The sequence below is a fragment of the Pseudomonas sp. UYEF17 genome (genome assembly GCF_040546125.1).
In the GTDB taxonomy this organism is placed as follows: Bacteria; Pseudomonadota; Gammaproteobacteria; order Pseudomonadales; family Pseudomonadaceae; genus Aquipseudomonas; species Aquipseudomonas putida_Z.
The window spans coordinates 437,869-456,809 of sequence record NZ_JBEPNE010000001.1; the positions used below are offsets into that span (position 1 = coordinate 437,869).

13 protein-coding genes are annotated in these 18,941 nt (G+C 65.4%); 7 read left to right on the forward strand and 6 right to left on the reverse strand.

Annotated features, from left to right (window positions below; genetic code table 11):
- Positions 1 to 338: 338 nt before the first annotated feature.
- Entirely contained in the window at positions 339 to 1,652 is a 1,314-nt protein-coding gene (locus tag ABIB24_RS02090; protein WP_274079208.1) for an alginate export family protein, read from the reverse strand.
- Between the two features lie 152 nt (positions 1,653 to 1,804).
- Positions 1,805 to 3,298 carry an aldehyde dehydrogenase family protein gene (locus tag ABIB24_RS02095; protein WP_085665543.1) on the reverse strand — a complete coding sequence of 498 codons (1,494 nt, stop codon included), beginning with the start codon at positions 3,296 to 3,298 and terminating at the stop codon, positions 1,805 to 1,807.
- A gap of 494 nt (positions 3,299 to 3,792) precedes the next feature.
- On the opposite strand from ABIB24_RS02095, the gene peaA reads away from it, so the two are divergent.
- From peaA to ABIB24_RS02120, 5 genes are all read left to right on the forward strand, one after another.
- The gene (peaA, locus tag ABIB24_RS02100) at positions 3,793 to 5,358 is read left to right on the forward strand and encodes a quinohemoprotein amine dehydrogenase subunit alpha (protein ID WP_354316043.1); all 1,566 of its coding nucleotides are present in this window, start codon (positions 3,793 to 3,795) and stop codon (positions 5,356 to 5,358) included.
- Between the two features lie 48 nt (positions 5,359 to 5,406).
- On the forward strand, positions 5,407 to 6,837 hold the full coding sequence (peaB, locus tag ABIB24_RS02105; protein WP_286919113.1) for a quinohemoprotein amine dehydrogenase maturation protein: 1,431 nt from the start codon (positions 5,407 to 5,409) through the stop codon (positions 6,835 to 6,837).
- A 1-nt stretch (position 6,838) separates the two neighbouring features.
- Positions 6,839 to 7,162, forward strand: coding sequence for a quinohemoprotein amine dehydrogenase subunit gamma (qhpC, locus tag ABIB24_RS02110; RefSeq protein WP_004375838.1), 324 nt, complete (start codon positions 6,839 to 6,841; stop codon positions 7,160 to 7,162).
- A gap of 32 nt (positions 7,163 to 7,194) precedes the next feature.
- A complete protein-coding gene (gene peaD, locus ABIB24_RS02115; RefSeq protein WP_286919114.1) occupies positions 7,195 to 8,316 on the forward strand; it encodes a quinohemoprotein amine dehydrogenase subunit beta in 1,122 nt (373 codons plus the stop codon).
- A gap of 131 nt (positions 8,317 to 8,447) precedes the next feature.
- Entirely contained in the window at positions 8,448 to 10,121 is a 1,674-nt protein-coding gene (locus ABIB24_RS02120; protein WP_354316046.1) for a fatty acid CoA ligase family protein, read from the forward strand.
- 229 nt (positions 10,122 to 10,350) lie between these two features.
- Here ABIB24_RS02120 and mobA read toward each other — a convergent pair whose 3' ends face one another.
- The 3 genes from mobA to ABIB24_RS02135 all read right to left on the reverse strand — a co-directional run bounded on the left by mobA (position 10,351) and on the right by ABIB24_RS02135 (position 15,303).
- On the reverse strand, positions 10,351 to 10,926 hold the full coding sequence (mobA, locus tag ABIB24_RS02125; RefSeq protein WP_085665539.1) for a molybdenum cofactor guanylyltransferase MobA: 576 nt from the start codon (positions 10,924 to 10,926) through the stop codon (positions 10,351 to 10,353).
- Positions 10,927 to 10,987: 61 nt separating this feature from the next.
- Positions 10,988 to 14,116, reverse strand: a complete 3,129-nt coding sequence (locus ABIB24_RS02130) for a multidrug efflux RND transporter permease subunit (RefSeq protein ID WP_274079204.1) — start codon at positions 14,114 to 14,116, stop codon at positions 10,988 to 10,990.
- An 11-nt stretch (positions 14,117 to 14,127) separates the two neighbouring features.
- Entirely contained in the window at positions 14,128 to 15,303 is a 1,176-nt protein-coding gene (locus ABIB24_RS02135) for an efflux RND transporter periplasmic adaptor subunit (protein ID WP_354316047.1), read from the reverse strand.
- Between the two features lie 271 nt (positions 15,304 to 15,574).
- Here ABIB24_RS02135 and ABIB24_RS02140 point away from each other — a divergent pair, with 271 nt between their 5' ends.
- The gene (locus ABIB24_RS02140) at positions 15,575 to 16,276 is read left to right on the forward strand and encodes a response regulator (RefSeq protein ID WP_003259958.1); all 702 of its coding nucleotides are present in this window, start codon (positions 15,575 to 15,577) and stop codon (positions 16,274 to 16,276) included.
- A 6-nt stretch (positions 16,277 to 16,282) separates the two neighbouring features.
- The gene (locus tag ABIB24_RS02145; protein WP_013972839.1) at positions 16,283 to 17,581 is read left to right on the forward strand and encodes an ATP-binding protein; all 1,299 of its coding nucleotides are present in this window, start codon (positions 16,283 to 16,285) and stop codon (positions 17,579 to 17,581) included.
- 206 nt (positions 17,582 to 17,787) lie between these two features.
- On the opposite strand, the gene ABIB24_RS02150 is transcribed toward ABIB24_RS02145, so the two are convergent.
- Positions 17,788 to 18,879, reverse strand: a complete 1,092-nt coding sequence (locus tag ABIB24_RS02150; protein WP_289514772.1) for a GGDEF domain-containing protein — start codon at positions 18,877 to 18,879, stop codon at positions 17,788 to 17,790.
- Positions 18,880 to 18,941 lie beyond the last annotated feature (62 nt).

Genomic DNA, 18,941 nt, shown 5'->3' on the forward strand with positions numbered 1-18,941 from the left:
ACAAGGCCGCTCCCACAGGTCCGGCACAGACCTTGAGGGCAGCGCGGTACCTGTGGGAGCGGCCTTGTGTCGCGATGGGCTGCGCAGCAGCCCCAGGATTTCGAATCAGAAGAAAGTCCCGACGATCAGTCCCGGTATTCCTGCGGGGGAGCAGCAGATGATGGTGCGGCGGTGGTTGTTGGAGCAAGGTTTGGCTTGAGATTGCCGGGGCCGCTTTGCGGCCCTTTCGCGACACAAGGCCGCTCCTACAGGTCCGGTACAAACCTTGATGGCAGCGCTGTACCTGTGGGAGCGGCCTTGTGTCGCGATGGGCTGCGCAGCAGCCCCAGGATTTCGAATCAGAAGAAAGTCCCGACGATCAGCTGCATATAGGTGCCGGTATCCCGCCCACCCAGCTGCGTCCCGCCATTGGCTGCGCTGCGTTCCGGTTTGTAGAACCCTACCAGCGGGCTGATCAGCAGGTGGTCGTTGACCATCCATTCCACATACAGGTCCAGCTCCCGCCCGCCCAGGTTGCCCTGGTCGGTGTCCAGCGTATCGAAGTCGAAGTACAGCGCGCCGACGGTCAGGTTGTCCCGTGGTTTGCCCTTCAACGCCACGTGATGCACCTGGCTGTTGCTGTTGAACGGCCCGGCATAGTTGGCTGCCACCTCCCCCTGGAACCAGGTGCCATAGCCACGGCTCAGGCCATAGAACAGCGGGTCGAAATCTTCGGAAAAGCGGCTGTAGCGGTAGGTGGCGGTGGGTGACCAGGGCAGTTCGGAGAAGGTCCAGTTGCCCTCCAGGTACCAGGCGTTCTCCCGCCCGCCGGTTTTGTCCTGGGTCACGTACTCGGCGGCCAGCTCCAGGTCTTTCACCCCCAGGTTGCCACGCCCGCGCAGGCTGGCGGTGTCCATGCCGTCGCGGTGTTCCAGGCCCATGATCTGCGCGTAGCGCTGGTCCACGTCGAGGCCACGGATCCAGCTCAGGCCGACGGTGCCGGCGTCGGCGACGTGCTCCAGGTTGGCCACTGCCAGCGAGGTGTCGGCCTGGTAGTGGTTGTCGGACTTCAGCCACATCAGGTCGCTGCGCCAGCCTTGCTTGCCGCCCAGGCGCAGCACGGCGGTGCGGTCGAAGGCCTTGCGTGCGGCCAGGTAGTAGGCGCCGCCGCGGTCGAAGTTGGCGCCCAGGTCGACCTTGCCCAGGTTCACCGGGTCGCCCTGGATCAGGAAGCCGTCGCCCAGGGTCACCACCTGGCGGCCGCCGGAAATGTCCACGCCGTCTTCGCCCAGGGCCGGGAACAGGTTGGCCGAGCGCCAGCCCAGGTACAGGTCTTCGATGGCGGTACGGCGCTCGTCACCCAGGGTCAGGCCGGCGGCATCGCCGTCGCCCCAGGTGGCGGAGCTGAGCAGGTTGAAGGCGCCGTAGAGCGTGCCGCTGTCGGCCAGGGCCTGGCTGCCGCTGAGGCCATATTTGACGTAGCCTTCCTGCCAGGCGGTACTGCCGGGCTTGCGGTTGCCGGCCAGGTTGAAGCTTTCGTCGCTGTGGAAGGCGCCGAACAGGGCTTCGAGGTCGGCGTTGAGGGTGGTGCCGTCGTGGTTGTACAGCTCGTAGGCTTGGGTGACCGGGGCGGCGAACAGCAGGGCCAATGTGCAGGCGAGTTTGTGCCTCATGGTGTGCTCCATGTTTTTGTTGTTGTTTTCGGGTTGCCTGTGCCGGCCTCTTCGCGGGTGAACCCGCTCCCACAGGGACCCCACAGTGTTCAGGCCTGTGGTGATCCTGTGGGAGCGGGTTTACCCGCGAAAGGGCCGGTACAGGCTGAAGATCAGAGCTTGATCAACACCGATTTCAGCTCGGTGTAGTGCTCGATGGCAGCCGCCCCCATCTCACGGCCGACGCCGGACATCTTGTAGCCGCCAAAGGGCAAGGCAGGGTCGAGGGCGCTGTGGCAGTTGACCCACACCGACCCCGACTTGATGCGCGGGATCATCCGGTGCACGGCGGCCAGGTCGTTGGACCAGATGCTCGCACCCAGGCCATAGGGGTTGTCGTTGGCCATGCCGATCACTTCGTCGATGTCATCGAACGGCATCGCCACCAGCACCGGGCCGAAGATTTCTTCCTGCACCAGGCGGTGGCGCTGGTCGACATCGACGATCACCGTTGGCTTGACGAAGTAGCCCGGCCCGAAGCCTTCGCCACCGCAGGCGATGGTCGCGCCCAGCTCGCGGCCAAGCTCGATGTAGCCGGTGACGCGGTCCTGCTGCTTGGCCGAGATCAGCGGGCCCATCTGCACCGCCGGGTCCAGGCCGCTGCCCAGCTTCATGCCGTTGGCGATGCCGGCGATGTCGGCCACCACGTTGTCGAAGTGCTTGCGGTGCACGTACAGGCGGGACCCGGCACAGCACACCTGGCCCTGGTTGAAGAAGATCGCCGTGGCCGCGCCGGCGGCGGCTTCCTGCAGGTTGGCGTCGGGCATGACGATGGTCGGCGACTTGCCGCCGAGTTCCAGGGTGACGCGGGTCATGTTGTCCATGGCCGCCTTGCCGATCAGCTTGCCGACCTCGGTGGAGCCGGTGAAGGTCAGCTTGTCCACGCCGGGGTGGCGGCTGAGTGCGGCGCCAGCGTTCAGGCCGGTGCCGGTGACCACGTTGAACACACCTGCCGGGTAGCCGGCTTCGTCCACCAGCTCAGCCAGCTTGAGCACGCTCAGCGGTGTTTCGTCGGCGGGCTTGAGCACTACGGTGCAACCGGTAGCCAGGGCCGGGCCGAGCTTCCAGCAGGCCAGCAGCAGCGGGAAGTTCCAGGCGACGATGGCGCCGACCACGCCCACTGCCTCGCGCCGCACGAAACCATGGAACTGGTCGTTGGGCATCAACGGCATCGAGGCTTCGACGGTGCTACCCTCGATCTTGGTGGCCCAGCCGGCCATGTAGCGCAGGAAGTCGATGGCCAGTTGCACGTCCATCACCTGGGCAACGGCGGCGCTCTTGCCGTTGTTCAGGCATTCCAGTTCGGCCAGCTGGCGGGCGTCGCGCTCCATCAGGTCGGCCAGGCGCCACAGCAGGTTCTGCCGATCGCGTGGGCGCAGGCGGCTCCACGGCGAATCATCGAAGGCCTGGCGCGCGGCGCGCACGGCGCGGTCGACATCTTCGGCCTCGGCGGCGGGCACTTCACCCAGTACCTCGCCAGTGGCCGGGTTGCGGAACGACAGGGTGCGACCGCTGGCGGCGTCCTGCCAGTCGGCGCCGATGCGCATCTTCAGCTTGCGTTCGAGAAAGGCGCGGGTGGCGGGCAGGATGGGCAGTTCGGAAAGCATGGGACGGTGCCTCTTGTCATTGGATGTGACAGGCATAGGCGCAATGGGCGTGCCAAGGTCGGTAGATGGCCGCAAGCCGTTGAACAGGTTGGGTTTTGTCCTGGCGCAAGGTTGGGATTGCAGGGTTGCGCTGTTGCACATTGAGACGGTGTGAGACGGTGGTGAAACAGTGGCTGTTCCGGCCTCTTCGCGGGCACGCCCGCTCCCACAGGGAATGCACAATGCCTGGAGCCGGTGCGATACCTGTAGGAGCGGGCATGCCCGCGAAGGCCTGCGCAGCAGGCCCTTGTCTCAGGATGAAACACCCTGTCGCGAAATGGCACGCTGCAATTGGCCATACCTGCTCCTGGCCAAGGCCGAAAAACCGGCTAACAGGTTGAAAGAAAAAACTTTTACAGCACCTGGCACAGTTCCTGTATCGCAACCGTCACATGCACACCTGCTGTACCAAAGCGTGCGAAAACGATAAGAACAACAACCGTGGAGGTCTGACCTTGAAGACGACTCGACTCCGGCGGCATGCGGGCAAACTGGCGCTGGTCGCCGCCGCGCTGCTGAGCACCCAGGCCATGGCGGCCGAGCAGGGCCCGAGCCTGTTGCAGAACAAGTGCATGGGGTGCCATATCCCCGAAGGCAACGACACCTACAGCCGTATCAGCCACCAGCGCAAGACGCCGGAAGGCTGGCTGATGAGCATCGCCCGCATGCAGCTGATGCACGGCCTGCAGATCAGCGACGACGACCGCCGCACCCTGGTCAAGTACCTGGCCGACAAGCAGGGCCTGGCGCCCAGCGAAACCGATGGCGTGCGTTATGCCATGGAGCGCCGGCTGAATACCGTCGAGCAGTTCGACACCCAGCTCAGCGAAACCTGTGGCCGTTGCCACTCCGGTGCCCGTGTCGCCTTGCAGCGGCGCCCGGCCAAGGAATGGGAGCACCTGGTCAACTTCCATCTCGGCCAGTGGCCGTCCCTCGAATACCAGGCCCAGGCGCGTGACCGCGACTGGCTGCCGATCGCCCTGCAGCAAGTGGTGCCGGACCTGGCCAAGCGCTACCCGCTGGAAAGCGCGGCCTGGGCCGAATGGCAGAAAGCCAGGCCCAAGGCCAACGCGCTGCCGGGCCAGTGGGCATTCAGCGGTCACATGCTGGCCAAGGGCGATGTGCGCGGGGTGATGAGTGTCACGCCTGACCAGGGCGATACCTTCAAGGTCGAGGTCAAGGGCGCTTATGCCGACGGCACGCCGTTCAATGGCAGCGGTTCGGCGATCCTCTACAACGGCTATGAATGGCGTGGCAACGTCAAGGTCGGCGACGCCAACCTGCGCCAGGTGTTCGCCGCGCTGGATGGCGAAATGAAGGGCCGCATGTTCGAGGCCGAGCACGATGAGCGTGGCCTGGACTTCACCGCGGTGAAGGAGGGCAAGGCGCGCCTGCTGGCGGTACAACCGGCATTCATCAAGGCCGGTGGCGAAAGCGAGATCACCCTGGTCGGCAGCGGCCTGGCCGGCAAACCGGACCTGGGCGCTGGCGTGGAAGTGATCAAGGTGCTGGAGCAGACCCCGACCCTGGTACGGGTGAAGGCCCGCGCCGCGGCCGATGCCAAGCCTGGCCAGCGCGAAGTCGCCGTAGGGGCGCTCAAGGGCGTCAACCTGGCGGTGTACGACAAGGTCGAGGAAGTTAAAGTGGTGCCGGCGTTCTCCATCGCCCGCATCGGCGAAAACGGCGCCTCGGTGCCCAAGGTGCAGGGCCGCTTCGAGGCCGAAGCCTGGGGCAAGGACGCCAATGGCCAGCCGCTGCGCATCGGCTACCTGCCGGCCAGCTGGAAGGTCGAGCCGTTCAACGAGCGTGCGGTCGAGGACGAAGACGTCAAGTTCGCCGGGAAGATGCAGGCCGATGGCGTGTTCGTGCCAGGCGGTGCCGGCCCCAACCCGGAGCGCAAGATGATGACCAACAACGCCGGCAACCTGAAGGTCATCGCCACCCTGGCCGACGGTGGCCAGACTGGCGAAGGGCACATGATCGTCACCGTACAGCGCTGGAACAACCCACCGCTGCCGTAACGGCAGGGGCTTACGGTTTTCCAACGGATCGATTATCGGGAGGTCGCCATGGGCGCGCTACTGAACCTGGTCGAACGCAACCTGCATGAAGTGCAGGTCGACGCCGACCGCATGCTGTTCCATATCCCCAGCAGTTCGCTGTTCACCGCTGACGCGGTGACCGGCGGCATCATCGACACCCTGCGCCAGCAAGGCTGCTCGGCCGAGGAGCTGATGCAGCGCCTTGGCCAGCAGTTTGCCGGCAGCGATATCCAGGACACCCTGCGCGAGCTGATCGCGCTGGAACTGGTCAGCGACGGCTCGCCGCTGACCCCGGAAATCGCCCTCAAGCAGGTCGAGCGCACGGCGCTGAACACCGTGGTGCTGAACGTCAACACCGGCTGCAACCTCAGCTGCACCTACTGCTACAAGGAAGACCTGGACAAACCGTCCGCGGGCAAGAAGATGAGTATCGCCACCGCCGAGGCTTCGGTGGAGATGCTGCTCAAGGAGTCGCCCGACGAGCAGCGCTACAGCGTGGTGTTCTTCGGTGGCGAGCCGCTGTCCAACCGGCCACTGATCGAGCACATGGTCGCCTACTGCGAGCGGCGCTTCGCCGAGGCCGGCAAGCAGGTGGAGTTCATCATGACCACCAATGCCACCTTGCTCACCGAAGAGATCATCGACTGGCTCAATGCCCACCGCTTCGGCCTGTCGATCAGCATCGACGGCCCCAAGACCGTGCACGACCGCAACCGTATCACCGTGGGCGGGCAGGGCACCTATGACGTGGTGCGGCGCAAGGTCGACATGCTGCTGTCGCGCTACCACAGCCGCCCGGTGGGTGCGCGGGTCACGCTGACCCGTGGCATCACCGACGTCGAGACCATCTGGAACCACCTGTTCAACGAACTGGGCTTCGCTGAAGTCGGCTTTGCCCCGGTCACCTCCGGTGACATGGCCAACTTCAACCTCACCGGCGAAGAACTGGTGCAGGTGTTCGCCAACATGAAGGCGCTGGGCCGGCGCTACCTGGAGGCTGCGCTGGAGCACCGCAACATCGGCTTCTCCAACCTGCACCAGCTGATCACCGACATCCACGAAGGCCACAAGAAGGCCCTGCCGTGCGGCGCCGGGCTGAAGATGCTGGCCGTGGACCATGAGGGCGAGCTGAACCTGTGCCACCGCTTCACCGGCTCCAGCCTGCCGACCTTCGGCAATGTGCACCAGGGCGTGAAGCAGGCGCAGCTCAACGACTTCCTGTCGCAGCGCCTGGACCGCAGCAACACCGGCTGCGACAGCTGCCGCATCCGCAACCTGTGCTCCGGCGGCTGCTACCACGAAAGCTATGCCCGCTATGGCGACCCGCAGCACCCGACCTACCACTATTGCGAACTGATGCGCGACTGGGTCGACTTCGGCATCGAAGTCTACAGCCGCATCATGGCCGCCAACCCGGCCTTCATCGATCGCTACATCACCCCGCGGAAGGCGCACTGACATGAAGCACTTGAAGCCCCTGAACAACAAGGCGCGCATCCTCGAGCAGGCCGCCGCCGAAGACCGCGTCGAAGAAGTCATGGCCATGAGCGCAGTGGCGGGCTGCACCGCCACCACCGACCCGGGCTGGGAAGTGGACGCCTTTGGTGGCGTGAGCTCGCTGTGCCAGCCGATGGAGGCCGACCTGTATGGCTGCTCCGACCCTTGCTGGTGGCCGGCCCAGGTGCCGGACATGATGAGCACCTACCAGGACTGGAACGCCCAGGCGAGCAACTCGGCGGAAGACTGGCGCAACCTCGGCACCGTGTTCCCGAAAGACAAGTGACCGGCCCAACAAGAATGACAAGGGGAAACCGCATGAAAGCTGGACGCTGCGCGTCACTCGCGCTCACCATCGCCGCCACGGCCTGTGCCGGGCTGGCACAGGCCGCCGACACCGGGCCGGCGCTGAAGGCTGGCCACGAATACATGATCGTGACCAACTACCCGAACAACCTGCACGTGGTCGATGTGGCCAGTGACACGGTGTACAAGAGCTGCGTGATGCCCGACAAGTTCGGCCCCGGCACCGCGATGATGGCGCCGGACAACCGCACCGCCTACGTGCTCAACAACCACTACGGCGACATCTACGGCATCGATCTGGACACCTGCAAGAATACCTTCCACGCCAACCTGTCCAGTGTGCCGGGTGAGGTGGGCCGGTCGATGTACTCGTTCGCCATCAGCCCGGACGGCAAGGAAGTGTACGCCACGGTCAACCCGACCCAGCGCCTGAACGATCACTACGTGGTCAAGCCACCGCGGCTGGAAGTGTTCAGCACGGCCGATGGCCTGGAGGCCAAGCCGGTGCGCACCTTCCCGATGCCGCGCCAGGTGTACCTGATGCGTGCGGCGGACGATGGCAGCCTGTACGTCGCCGGGCCGGACATCTACAAGATGGACGTGAAGACCGGCAAGTACACGGTGGCCCTGCCGCTGCGCAACTGGAACCGCAAAGGCTACAGCGCCCCGGACGTGCTGTACTTCTGGCCGCACCAGAGCCCGCGCCACGAGTTCTCGATGCTGTACACCATTGCCAGGTTCAAGGATGACAAGCAGGACCCGGCCACCGCCGATCTGCTGTATGGCTACCTGAGCGTCGACCTCAAGACCGGCAAGACCCACACCCAGGAATTTGCCGACCTGACCGAGCTGTACTTCACCGGGCTGCGTTCGCCGAAAGACCCGAACCAGATCTACGGCGTGCTCAACCGGCTGGCCAAGTACGACCTCGAACAGCGCAAGCTGATCAAGGCGGCGAATCTGGACCACACTTACTACTGCGTGGCCTTCGACACGAAGGGCGACAAGTTGTACCTGGGCGGCACCTTCAATGACCTGGCGGTGTTCAACCCGGATACGCTGGAGAAAGTGAAGAACATCAAGTTGCCGGGTGGGGACATGTCCACCACTACGCCGCAGGTGTTCATCCGTTAGCTCCAGGGTGGCTTCACTGGCCTTTTCGCAGCACAAGGCTGCTCCTACAGGCTACTGCGCTCCAATGTAGGAGCAGCCTTGTGCTGCGAAGAGGCCCGCTCAATCAACACAAGAACAACAAGAGACCGCCCATGCCCCAGCCAAGCTACTCCCAGGGCAACCAGGACAAACCCCTGCTTACCCAGTGCATCGGCGACGCCTTCGACACCACCGTCGCCCGCTTCCCCGAACGTGACGCTTTGGTCGTTTGCCACCAGGCCCTGCGCTACACCTGGCAGCAACTGGCCGAAGCCGTCGACCAGCATGCCCGTGCGCTGATGGCCCTGGGCGTGCAGCCCGGTGACCGCCTCGGTATCTGGGCACCCAACTGCGCAGAGTGGTGCATCACCCAGTTCGCCAGCGCCAAGGTGGGCGCGATCCTGGTCAACATCAACCCGGCCTACCGCTCCAGCGAACTGGACTACGCCCTCGGCCAGTCCGGCTGCCGCTGGGTGATCTGCGCCGACGCGTTCAAGACCTCCGACTACCACGCCATGCTGCTGGGGCTGGTCCCGGGCCTGGCCGGCGGCCAGCCGGGCGCCCTGATCTGCGAACGCTTCCCCGAGCTGCGCGGTGTGGTCAGCCTGGCCGTCGCGCCACCGCCGGGCTTCCTGGCCTGGCACGACCTGCAGGCCCGTGCCGCGGCCGTAAGCCGCGAAGCCCTGGCCGAGCGCCAGGCACAGCTGCGCTGCGACGACCCGATCAATATCCAGTACACCTCGGGCACCACCGGTTTCCCGAAAGGCGCCACCCTCAGCCACAGCAACATCCTCAACAACGGCTACATGGTCGGTGAAAGCCTGGGCCTGACCGAGCATGACCGGCTGGTGGTGCCGGTGCCGCTGTACCACTGCTTTGGCATGGTCATGGCCAACCTCGGTTGCATGACCCACGGCAGCACCCTGATCTACCCCAACGACGCCTTCGACCCGCTGGCCACCCTGCGTGCGGTGGCGGAAGAAAAGGCCACGGCGTTGTATGGTGTGCCGACCATGTTCATCGCCGAACTGGACCACCCCCAGCGCGGCGAGTTCGACCTGTCGAGCCTGCGCACCGGGATCATGGCCGGTGCCACCTGCCCGATCGAAGTGATGCGCCGGGTTATCGGCGAGATGCACATGGCCGAGGTGCAGATTGCCTACGGCATGACCGAAACCAGCCCGGTGTCGCTGCAGACCGGCGCCAGCGACGACCTCGAGCGCCGCGTGACCAGCGTCGGGCGCACCCAGCCGCGGCTGGAGAACAAGGTGATCGATGCCGATGGCAACAGCGTGCCGCGTGGCGAGATTGGCGAGCTGTGCACGCGGGGTTACAGCGTGATGCTGGGCTACTGGAACAACCCCAAGGCCACGGCCGAAAGCATCGATGAGGACGGCTGGATGCACACCGGCGACCTGGCGGTGATGGACGAGCAGGGGTATGTGCGTATTGTCGGGCGCAGCAAGGACATGATCATTCGCGGCGGCGAGAACATCTACCCGCGCGAGCTGGAGGAGTTCTTCTTCACCCACCCGGCGGTGGCCGATGTGCAGGTGATTGGCGTGCCGTGCAGCAAGTACGGTGAAGAGATCGTGGCCTGGGTGCGGCTGCACCCGGGGCATACGGCCAGTGCGGAGGAACTGCGCGATTGGGCGAAGGCGCGGATCGCGCACTTCAAGGTGCCGCGGTACTTCCGCTTTGTCGATGAGTTCCCGATGACGGTGACCGGCAAGGTGCAGAAGTTCCGCATGCGCGAGATCAGTGTCGAGGAATTGTCTGCCGGGTAAATCACCAGCTGAAGGGAAATGGGGCCTCTGTAGGAGCGGCCTTGTGTCGCGAAAGGGCTGCACAGCAGCCCCGGCAATTCATGCATCGCTGCTGAAATCCCGGGGCCGCTTTGCGGCCCTTTCGCGACACAAGGCCGCTCCTACAAGGACCGCGCAGGCCTCAAGGGCAGTGGAGAACCTGTGGGAGCGGGCGTGCCCGCGAAGAGGCCAGCACAGGCAGCAGATGACCTCAGCCTTGCAGCAACTCCGGGCTGTTGAAGTTGCTCAACCTGCGATCATCGTCGGCACATTCCAGCCCTTGCACCGCTTCACGCAGCAAGGCCTTCTGCAAACTCCGCTCGCCCGCCGCCCAGGCCTGCTCCAGCACTGGCAACACCCGGCGTGGCAGCACGCTGAACATCGGCTGCCAGTACCCACCCTGGCGCACCATGGCCGCACTGTCACTGGTCACCGCCAGCCTTAGCAGGTCCTCGATCAACCCCCGGTCAACCAGCGGTGCATCACAGGCCAGCAGCACCACCCATTCATGCCGCGCCACCTTGAGCCCGGCAATCACCCCCGCCAACGGCCCGGGGTAGTCCGCCTCGGCATCGCCCACCAGCTGGTCGGCATACGCCCGGTAGGCCTGCTGGTTACGGTTGCAGGAAATCACCAGGTCATCGCTGAGCGGCCGTACCACGCGCTGCACATGCGCCACCAGCGGTTCGCCCTGCCAGTCGACCAGGCCCTTGTCGCGGCCGCCCATGCGCTGGCCGCGGCCACCGGCGAGAATGAGGATGGAGCAGGGGGGCAGGGCATCAGGCATGAAAAAGGGGTCCGGGCAGTCATTGCCGGGAACCCTCCCATTTCACGCGGGGCTTGTCCAGTCAGCTTTCGCTGGTCACGGCCTGCGTGTCGGCATTACCCGCCTGGCGTCGCCCGGCAAGGCGCATCACCACCACGAAGAACACCGGCACGAACACCACTGCCAAGGTGGCGCTGAGCATGCCGCCGATCACCCCGGTGCCGATCGCCTGCTGGCTGGCCGAACTGGCGCCGCTGGCAATGGCCAGTGGCACCACGCCGAGGATGAACGCCAGCGAGGTCATCACGATCGGCCGCAGGCGCAGGCGCGCGGCCTGCACGGCGGCGTCGGCGGCATCGACGCCCTGGTCGACCAGGCTCTTGGCGAACTCGATGATCAGGATGGCGTTCTTCGCCGACAGGCCGATCAGGGTGATCAGGCCGACCTTGAAGAACACGTCGTTGGGCATGCCGCGCAGGGTCACCGCCAGCACCGCACCGAGCACGCCCAGCGGTACTACCAGCAGTACTGCGGTGGGGATCGACCAGCTTTCGTACAGCGCTGCCAGGCACAGGAACACCACCAGCAACGACAGCGCCATCAGCATCGGTGCCTGGCTGCCGGACAGCCGCTCCTGCAGCGACAGGCCAGTCCATTCCAGGCCGGCGCCGGCCGGCAGCTGGGCTACCAGGCGCTCGATCTCGGCCATGGCTTCGCCCGAACTGTAGCCGGCCGCCGGTTCGCCGGAAATCGACACCGCCGGGTAGCCGTTGTAGCGGGTCAGCTGCACCGGGCCGCTGACCCACCTGGCCTGGACGAAGGCGCCCAGTGGCACCATCTTGCCGCTGTCGTTGCGCACGTGGATCTTCAGCAGGTCTTCGACCTGGCTGCGCTGGTCGCCTTCGGCCTGCACCACCACCCGCTGCATGCGGCCCTGGTTGGGGAAGTCGTTGACGTAGCTGGAACCCACGGCCACATCCAGCACCGAGCCGATATCGGCAAACGACACGCCCAGGGCGTTGGCCTGGCGGCGGTCGATTTCCAGCTGCACCTGCGGGCTTTCCGCCAGCGAGGCTTCGCGCACGTTGGTCAGCACCTTGCTCTTGCCGGCATTGGCCAGCAGCTCGTCGCGGGCGGCCATCAGCTCGGCGTGGCCCATGCCGCCGCGGTCCTGCAGGCGGAACTCGAAGCCGGTCGACTCGCCAAGGCCGTCGATCGGCGGCGGCAGCACGGCGTAGGCCACGGCGTCCTTGAGCTGGGTGAAGGCCATGGTCGCGCGGTCGGCAATCGACTGGGCGCTGTCGTCGGCGCCGCGTTCGGACCAGTCCTTGAGCGTGGTGAAGGCCAGTGCCGCGTTCTGCCCGCTGCCCGAGAAGCTGAAACCCAGGATCAAGGTGGTGTTACCCACGCCGGGCTCTTCGGCGTTATGCGCCTCGATCTGTGCCGCCACCTGTTCGGTGCGCATGCGGCTGGCGCCCGGCGGCAGCTGGATATCGGTGATGGTGTAGCCCTGGTCTTCGGTGGGCAGGAACGCCGTGGGCAGCTGGCTGAAGCCATAGCCCAGCACCGCCAGCAGCAACGCGTATACCAGCAGGTAGCGGCCGCTGCGCTTGAGCGCCTGCATCACCCAGCGCTGGTAACCGTTGCTCATGCCCTCGAAGCGGCGGTTGAACCAGCCGAAGAAGCCCTTGCGTTCGTGATGCTCGCCCTTGGCTACCGGCTTGAGCAGGGTGGCGCACAGCGCCGGGGTCAGGCTGAGGGCCAGGAACGCCGAGAACAGGATCGACACTGCCATCGACAGCGAGAACTGCTGGTAGATCACCCCCACCGAACCTTGCATGAAGGCCATGGGCAGGAACACCGCCACCAGCACCAGGGTAATGCCGACGATCGCGCCGCTGATCTGGCCCATGGCCTTGCGCGTGGCTTCCTTGGGCGGCAGGCCTTCCTCGGCCATGATCCGCTCGACGTTTTCCACCACCACGATGGCATCGTCGACCAGGATGCCGATGGCCAGCACCATGCCGAACAGGGTCAGCACGTTGACGGAGAAGCCCATGGCCAGCATCACGGCGAAGGTGCCCATCAGGGCCACCGGCACCACCAGGGTCGGGATCAGGGTGTAGCGCAGGTTCTGCAGGAACAGGAACATCACCGCGAACACCAGCAGCATGGCCTCGAACAGGGTGTTGATGACCTGCTCGATCGACACCTTGACGAATGGCGAGGTGTCGTAGGGGATGTCGTACTTGACGCCTTCGGGGAAGTAGCGCGCCAGGTCCTGCATCTTCGCCCGCACCAGGGTGGCGGTTTCCATGGCGTTGGCGCCCGGCGACAGCTGCACGCTGAAGGCGGTGGCCGGCTTGCCGTTCAGGCGCGTGCCGTACTGGTATTCCTGGGCACCGATCTCGACCCGGGCGACATCGCCGATGGTCACCGTGGAACCGTCCGGGTTGGCACGCAGGACAATCCCGGCGAACTCCTCCGGGGTGCTCAGCTGGCCCTTGACCACCACGTTGGCGGTGATTTCCTGGGTGCCACGGGTGGGCAGGTCACCAATGCTGCCGGGGGCCACCTGGGCGTTCTGCGCGGCGATGGCCTCGGCCACGTCGTTGGGCGTGAGGTTGAAGCCGATCAGCTTGCGCGGGTCGATCCAGATGCGCATGGCACGTTCCGAACCATACAGCTGGGCCTTGCCGACGCCCTTGAGGCGACGGATCTCGTCCATCACGTTGCGCGCGAGGATATCCGACAGGGCGGTTTCGTCGAGCTTGCCATCTTCGGAGGTGAGGGTGGCCAGCAGCAGGAAGCCGGTGGAGACCTTTTCCACCTGCAGGCCTTGCTGGGTTACCGGGCGCGGCAGGCGCGACTCGACCACCTTCAGGCGGTTCTGCACGTCGACCTGGGCCAGGTCCGGGTTGGTGCCCGGGGCGAAGGTGGCGGTGATGGTGGCGCTGCCCAGGCTGCTCTGCGACTCGAAGTACAGCAGGTTGTCGGCGCCATTGAGCTCCTGCTCGATCAGGCTGACCACGCTCTCGTCCATGGTCGCCGCCGAGGCGCCCGGGTACACGGCGTAGATTTCCACCTGCGGCGGGGCCACGTTAGGGTACTGGGCCACCGGCAGCTGCGGGATGGCCAGGGCACCGGCCAGCAGGATGAACAGGGCGACCACCCAGGCGAATACCGGGCGGTCGATGAAGAATTGCGGCATGAATCAGGCCCTCACTGGCCAGTGTGCTGTGCGATGGGCGATGCCCCTGATGCGTTGTCGACCTGCACCTGGTCACCGGCCTTGACGTGTTGCAGGCCCTCGACCACCACCCGCTCGCCGGGGGCCAGGCCTTCGCTGACGATCCAGCGGTCGCCCTGGGCGCTGCCCAGTACTACCTGGCGGTCGCTGACCCGTGCCTGCGGATCGACCACCAGCACCTTGGGCACGCCAGCGCTGTCACGCAGGATGGCGCGCTGCGGCACGCTCAGGCCCTTGGGCTGCACGGCCTGCTCCAGGCGCACGCGCACGTAGCTGCCGGGCAGCAGGTCGAGGTCCGGGTTGGGGAACTCGCTGCGCAGGGTGATCTGGTTGGTGCTGGGGTCGACGCTGATGTCGGAGAACAACAGTTTGCCCGGCAGCGGGTAGGTGCTGCCATCGTCCTGGATCAGCGTGGCCCGGGCCTGGCCGTCACCGACCTGCTGCAGCTCGCCGGCACGCAGGGCGCGGCGCAGGGCGTTGAGCTCGCGGGTCGACTGGGTGACATCGGCGTGGATCGGGTCCAGCTGCTGGATGGTCGCCAGTGGCGTGGTCTCGTTCTGCCCGACCAGCGCGCCTTCGGTGACCTGGGCGCGGCCGATACGGCCAGAAATCGGCGCGGTCACGGTGGCGTAGCCGAGGTTGAGGCGGGCGCGCTCCAGGGCGGCCCTGGCCTCGGCCACTGCGGCATCGGCCTGCAGGTAGCTGGCCTTGGCGTTGTCGTATTCCTGGCGGCTGACGGCCTTGTCGTCGACCAGCTCGCGGTAGCGCTGCTCCTGCAGACGTGCCTGGTACAGGGTGGCCTCGGCCTTGGCCAGGGTGGCGCGGGCGCTGTCGTGGTCGGCCTTGAACGGTGCCGGGTCGATCAGGAACAGCACATCGCCCTTCTTGACGTCGCTGCCTTCGCGGTACACCCGCTTGAGCACCACGCCCGCGACGCGCGCACGCACTTCTGCGGTGCGCGGTGCGAGGATACGGCCGCTTAGCTCACTGCTGATGGCCAGTGGCTGCAGTTGCAGGGTTTCCACCCGCACTTGCGGGGTGGGGGCCTGTTCTTCCTGTTCGGCGCTGTCGTCGCAGCCGGCCAGGGACAGGCTCAGGAACGCCAGAAGCGCCAACGGGCGCAAGCGTGGGGGGAGGGTAGTAGACATACGGATCTTCCGATGATGACCGCCGGTATGCTACGGCAGGCGTTCCTTGCGTGGCTGTTAATACCTGTAGGACGAGTGTGAAAAAGTGTGAAGAACAATCCTCTCGACCTGTAGGGTTCTATATTCTGCGTGTACCTGTACCGGCCTCTTCGCGGGTAAACCCGCTCCCACAGGGACCGCACAGCACTGGAACCTGTGCAGTCCCTGTGGGAGCGGGTTTACCCGCGAAGAGGCCGGCAAGGCCTACCACAACCCAGACTTCCAAGCGCCTATGCCGAATATTTTCCTGGTCGAAGACGACAGCGCCCTGTCCGAACTGATCGCCAGCTACCTGCAACGCAACGACTTCCATGTCCAGGTGATCGCCCGTGGCGATCATGTGCTTGACGAGTACCGCCGGCAAAAGCCCGACCTGGTCATCCTCGACCTGATGCTGCCAGGCATCGACGGCCTGCAGCTGTGCCGCCTGCTGCGCCAGGAATCGCAAGGCCTGCCGATCCTGATGCTGACCGCCCGCGACGACAGCCACGACCAGGTCCTGGGCCTGGAAATGGGCGCCGACGACTACGTGACCAAACCCTGCGAACCGCGTGTACTGCTGGCCCGCGTGCGTACCCTGCTGCGTCGCAGCAGCGTCAACGAGCCGCGCCTGGACAACGACCTGATCCTGATCGGTGGCCTGCGCATCGACCTGGCCGAGCGCACCGTGAGCTGGCGTGGCGAAGAGGTGGAGCTGTCCAGCGGCGAGTACAACCTGCTGGTGGTACTGGCGCGCAATGCCGGCGAAGTGCTGAACCGCGACCGCATCCTGCAGCAACTGCGGGGTATCGAGTTCAACGGCACCGACCGCTCGGTGGATGTGGCCATCTCCAAGCTGCGGCGCAAGTTCGACGATAACGCCGGCGAAGCGCGCAAGATCAAGACCGTGTGGGGCAAGGGCTACCTGTTCAGCCGTGTCGAGTGGGAGTGTTGACCGCCCATGCTGAAGATTCTGGTGCGGCTGTACCTGGTGATCATCGTTGCCTATGCCGGTGCGCTGTTGTTCATCCCCGACACCATCGTCGGCCTGTTCCAGGACCGCTTCATGGCCTACAACCTGGACCAGGCCAAGGGCGTGCAGTCGCTTATCGTGCGCCAGTTCCGCCAGGCCCCGCGCGAGCAGTGGCCGGCGGTGGAGCAAGAGCTGGCCAGTGATTTCGCACCGCTGGAACTGCAACTGCTGCGCATGGACCAGGCTGACCTGAGCGAGGACGAGCAGGCGCGCCTGGAGCACGGCCTGTACGCCGTGCGCATTGCCGAATGGGGCTACTACGAGACGGTGCTGGCGCCGCTGGACAAGGAATGGCTGGTGCGCCTGCACTCACCGCCAGACCCGCTGGATATCAACGTGCTGTCGTGGGGCGTGACCGTACTGATCGGTGCAGCCATGCTCGGTTGCCTGCTGCTGTGGGTATGGCCGCACTGGCGCGACCTGGAGCGCCTCAAGGAGACCGCCCGGCGCCTGGGCCAGGGGCAGATGGCCGAGCGTACGCACATCTCGCCGCACTCCAACATCGGTGAGCTGGCCGGGGTGTTCGACACCATGGCCAGTGACCTGGAGCGCCACGTCAACCAGCAGCGCGAGCTGCTCAATGCGGTGTCGCACGAGTTGCGCACGCCACTGACCCGGCTGGATTTCGGCCTGGTGCTGCTGTTCGACGAAGTGCCGCCGGCCAGCCGCAAGCGCCTGCTGGAACTGGTGGGGCATGTGCGTGAGCTGGATGAGCTGGTGCTGGAGCTGTTGTCCTACAGCCGGCTGTACAACGCCGACCAGGCCCGCGAGCGGGTCGAGGTGTCGTTGCTGGAGCTGGTCGACAGTGTACTCGGCGGCTTTGCCGAGGAACTCGATGGCCGGGGTATCCAGTGGGAGGTGCGGGCCGAGGGGGATTTGCCGCGTTTTGTGCTGGACCCACGGCTGACGGCACGGGCGGTGCAGAACCTGGTGCGCAATGCCATGCGTTACTGCGACGAGAGCCTGTTGCTGCGCTTGCGCCTGGAAGACGATGGCGCCTGCCTGGTGACGGTGGAGGATGACGGGATTGGGATTCCGGTGGAGGAGCGCGAGCGGATTTTCCAGCCGTTCTACCGCCTGGACCGTAGCCGTGACCGCAATACCGGAGGGTTTGGCCTGGGCTTGGCGATCAGCCGGCGGGCGATCGAGGGGCAAGGGGGCACCTTGACCGTGGCGCAGTCGGCGCTGGGTGGGGCGCAGTTCCGGATTCGCTTGCCTGCCGGGTGATGGGCTGCCTGTACCGGCCCTTTCGCGGGTAAACCCGCTCCCACAAGGACCGCACAGATTTCAAACACTGTAGAGAACCTGTGGGAGCGGGTTTACCCGCGAAAGGGCCGGGCCTGCTAACCCTGGTCCTCCACAGGGACCGCACAGATTTCAAACACTGTGGAGCACCTGTGGGAGCGGGTTTACCCGCGAAGAGGCCGGGCCTGCTAATTGCCGTCTGCCAGCCGGGCAGACCACAGCACAAACCGGTCCTTGCCACTGTGCTTGGCCTCGTAAAGCGCCTGGTCGGCGCGCACCAGCGCCGTGGTCAGGCTGTCGCCCTGGTCCACCCGGGCCAGGCCGATGCTGACAGTCACCGGGTGCTCGCCAACGTCTTCGCGCACCCGTTGGCACAGCGCCGCCACCCGTTGCTCGGCGCCTTGCTGATCCAGCCCCTGGAAAAAGATCGCGAATTCCTCGCCGCCCAATCGGGCAAACTCGTAACCGGCCATGCTCGCCTTGATATGCAGGGCCACGCGCTTGAGCACTTCATCGCCCACGTCATGGCCGAAACGGTCATTCACCCGTTTGAAGTTGTCGATGTCGATCATCGCCAGGTACTGCTCGGCCGTGGCCAGGCGCAGCTGGCGGTCGGCCTGGGCCATGAACGAACGGCGGTTGGGGATTTCGGTCAGGGCATCGACATAGGCCTGGTCCAGCAGCACCTTGGACAGGTAGAAGTTGTGCAGCTTGGCCTTGCGCATCTGCAGGTAGCTGTAGATGACCAGGCCGCTGAGGAACACCGCGTAGCTGATCAGCATGGCGCCTTCGAGTTCGTCCGGCCCGATACGGGTGTGGTAGAACGGGTTGAGCACCACCCAGGTGATGGCCATGGCGCAGAAGAACGACCAGCGCCGCACCGGTAGCACCGACACGGCATACAGCACGGTGGAGACCCCGAGCACCAGCCACACCGGGCGCAGGGCCACCGGTATGCCTTCGATCACCAGGCGCATGCCCAGGGTGATGGAGGCGATGAACAGCAGGTTGAGCACATCGAAATGATGGCTGCGACGGGCGAACCGCAGTACCACGGTGAGGGCGCCGAGCAGGGTGATGAACAGATAGGACAGCCAGGTGAAACCCTGGCCGCCGAGGAAGCTGACGATCAGGTCGAAGACCAGCCAGATCAGGATGCTGACGCAGAATACCAGCAGGCAGAATGGGCGCATGGCCTCGAATTCGTGCTGGCGGAATTCGGCGCGCAGGGCGGCGGGGGCGACCTGTTTGCGAACGTGGGCTTCGATGGTCTTGAACATCGCTGGCTCCTGAGAGTACTGCTTTACCAGGCCTGGCCCTTTCGCGGGTAAACCCGCTCCCA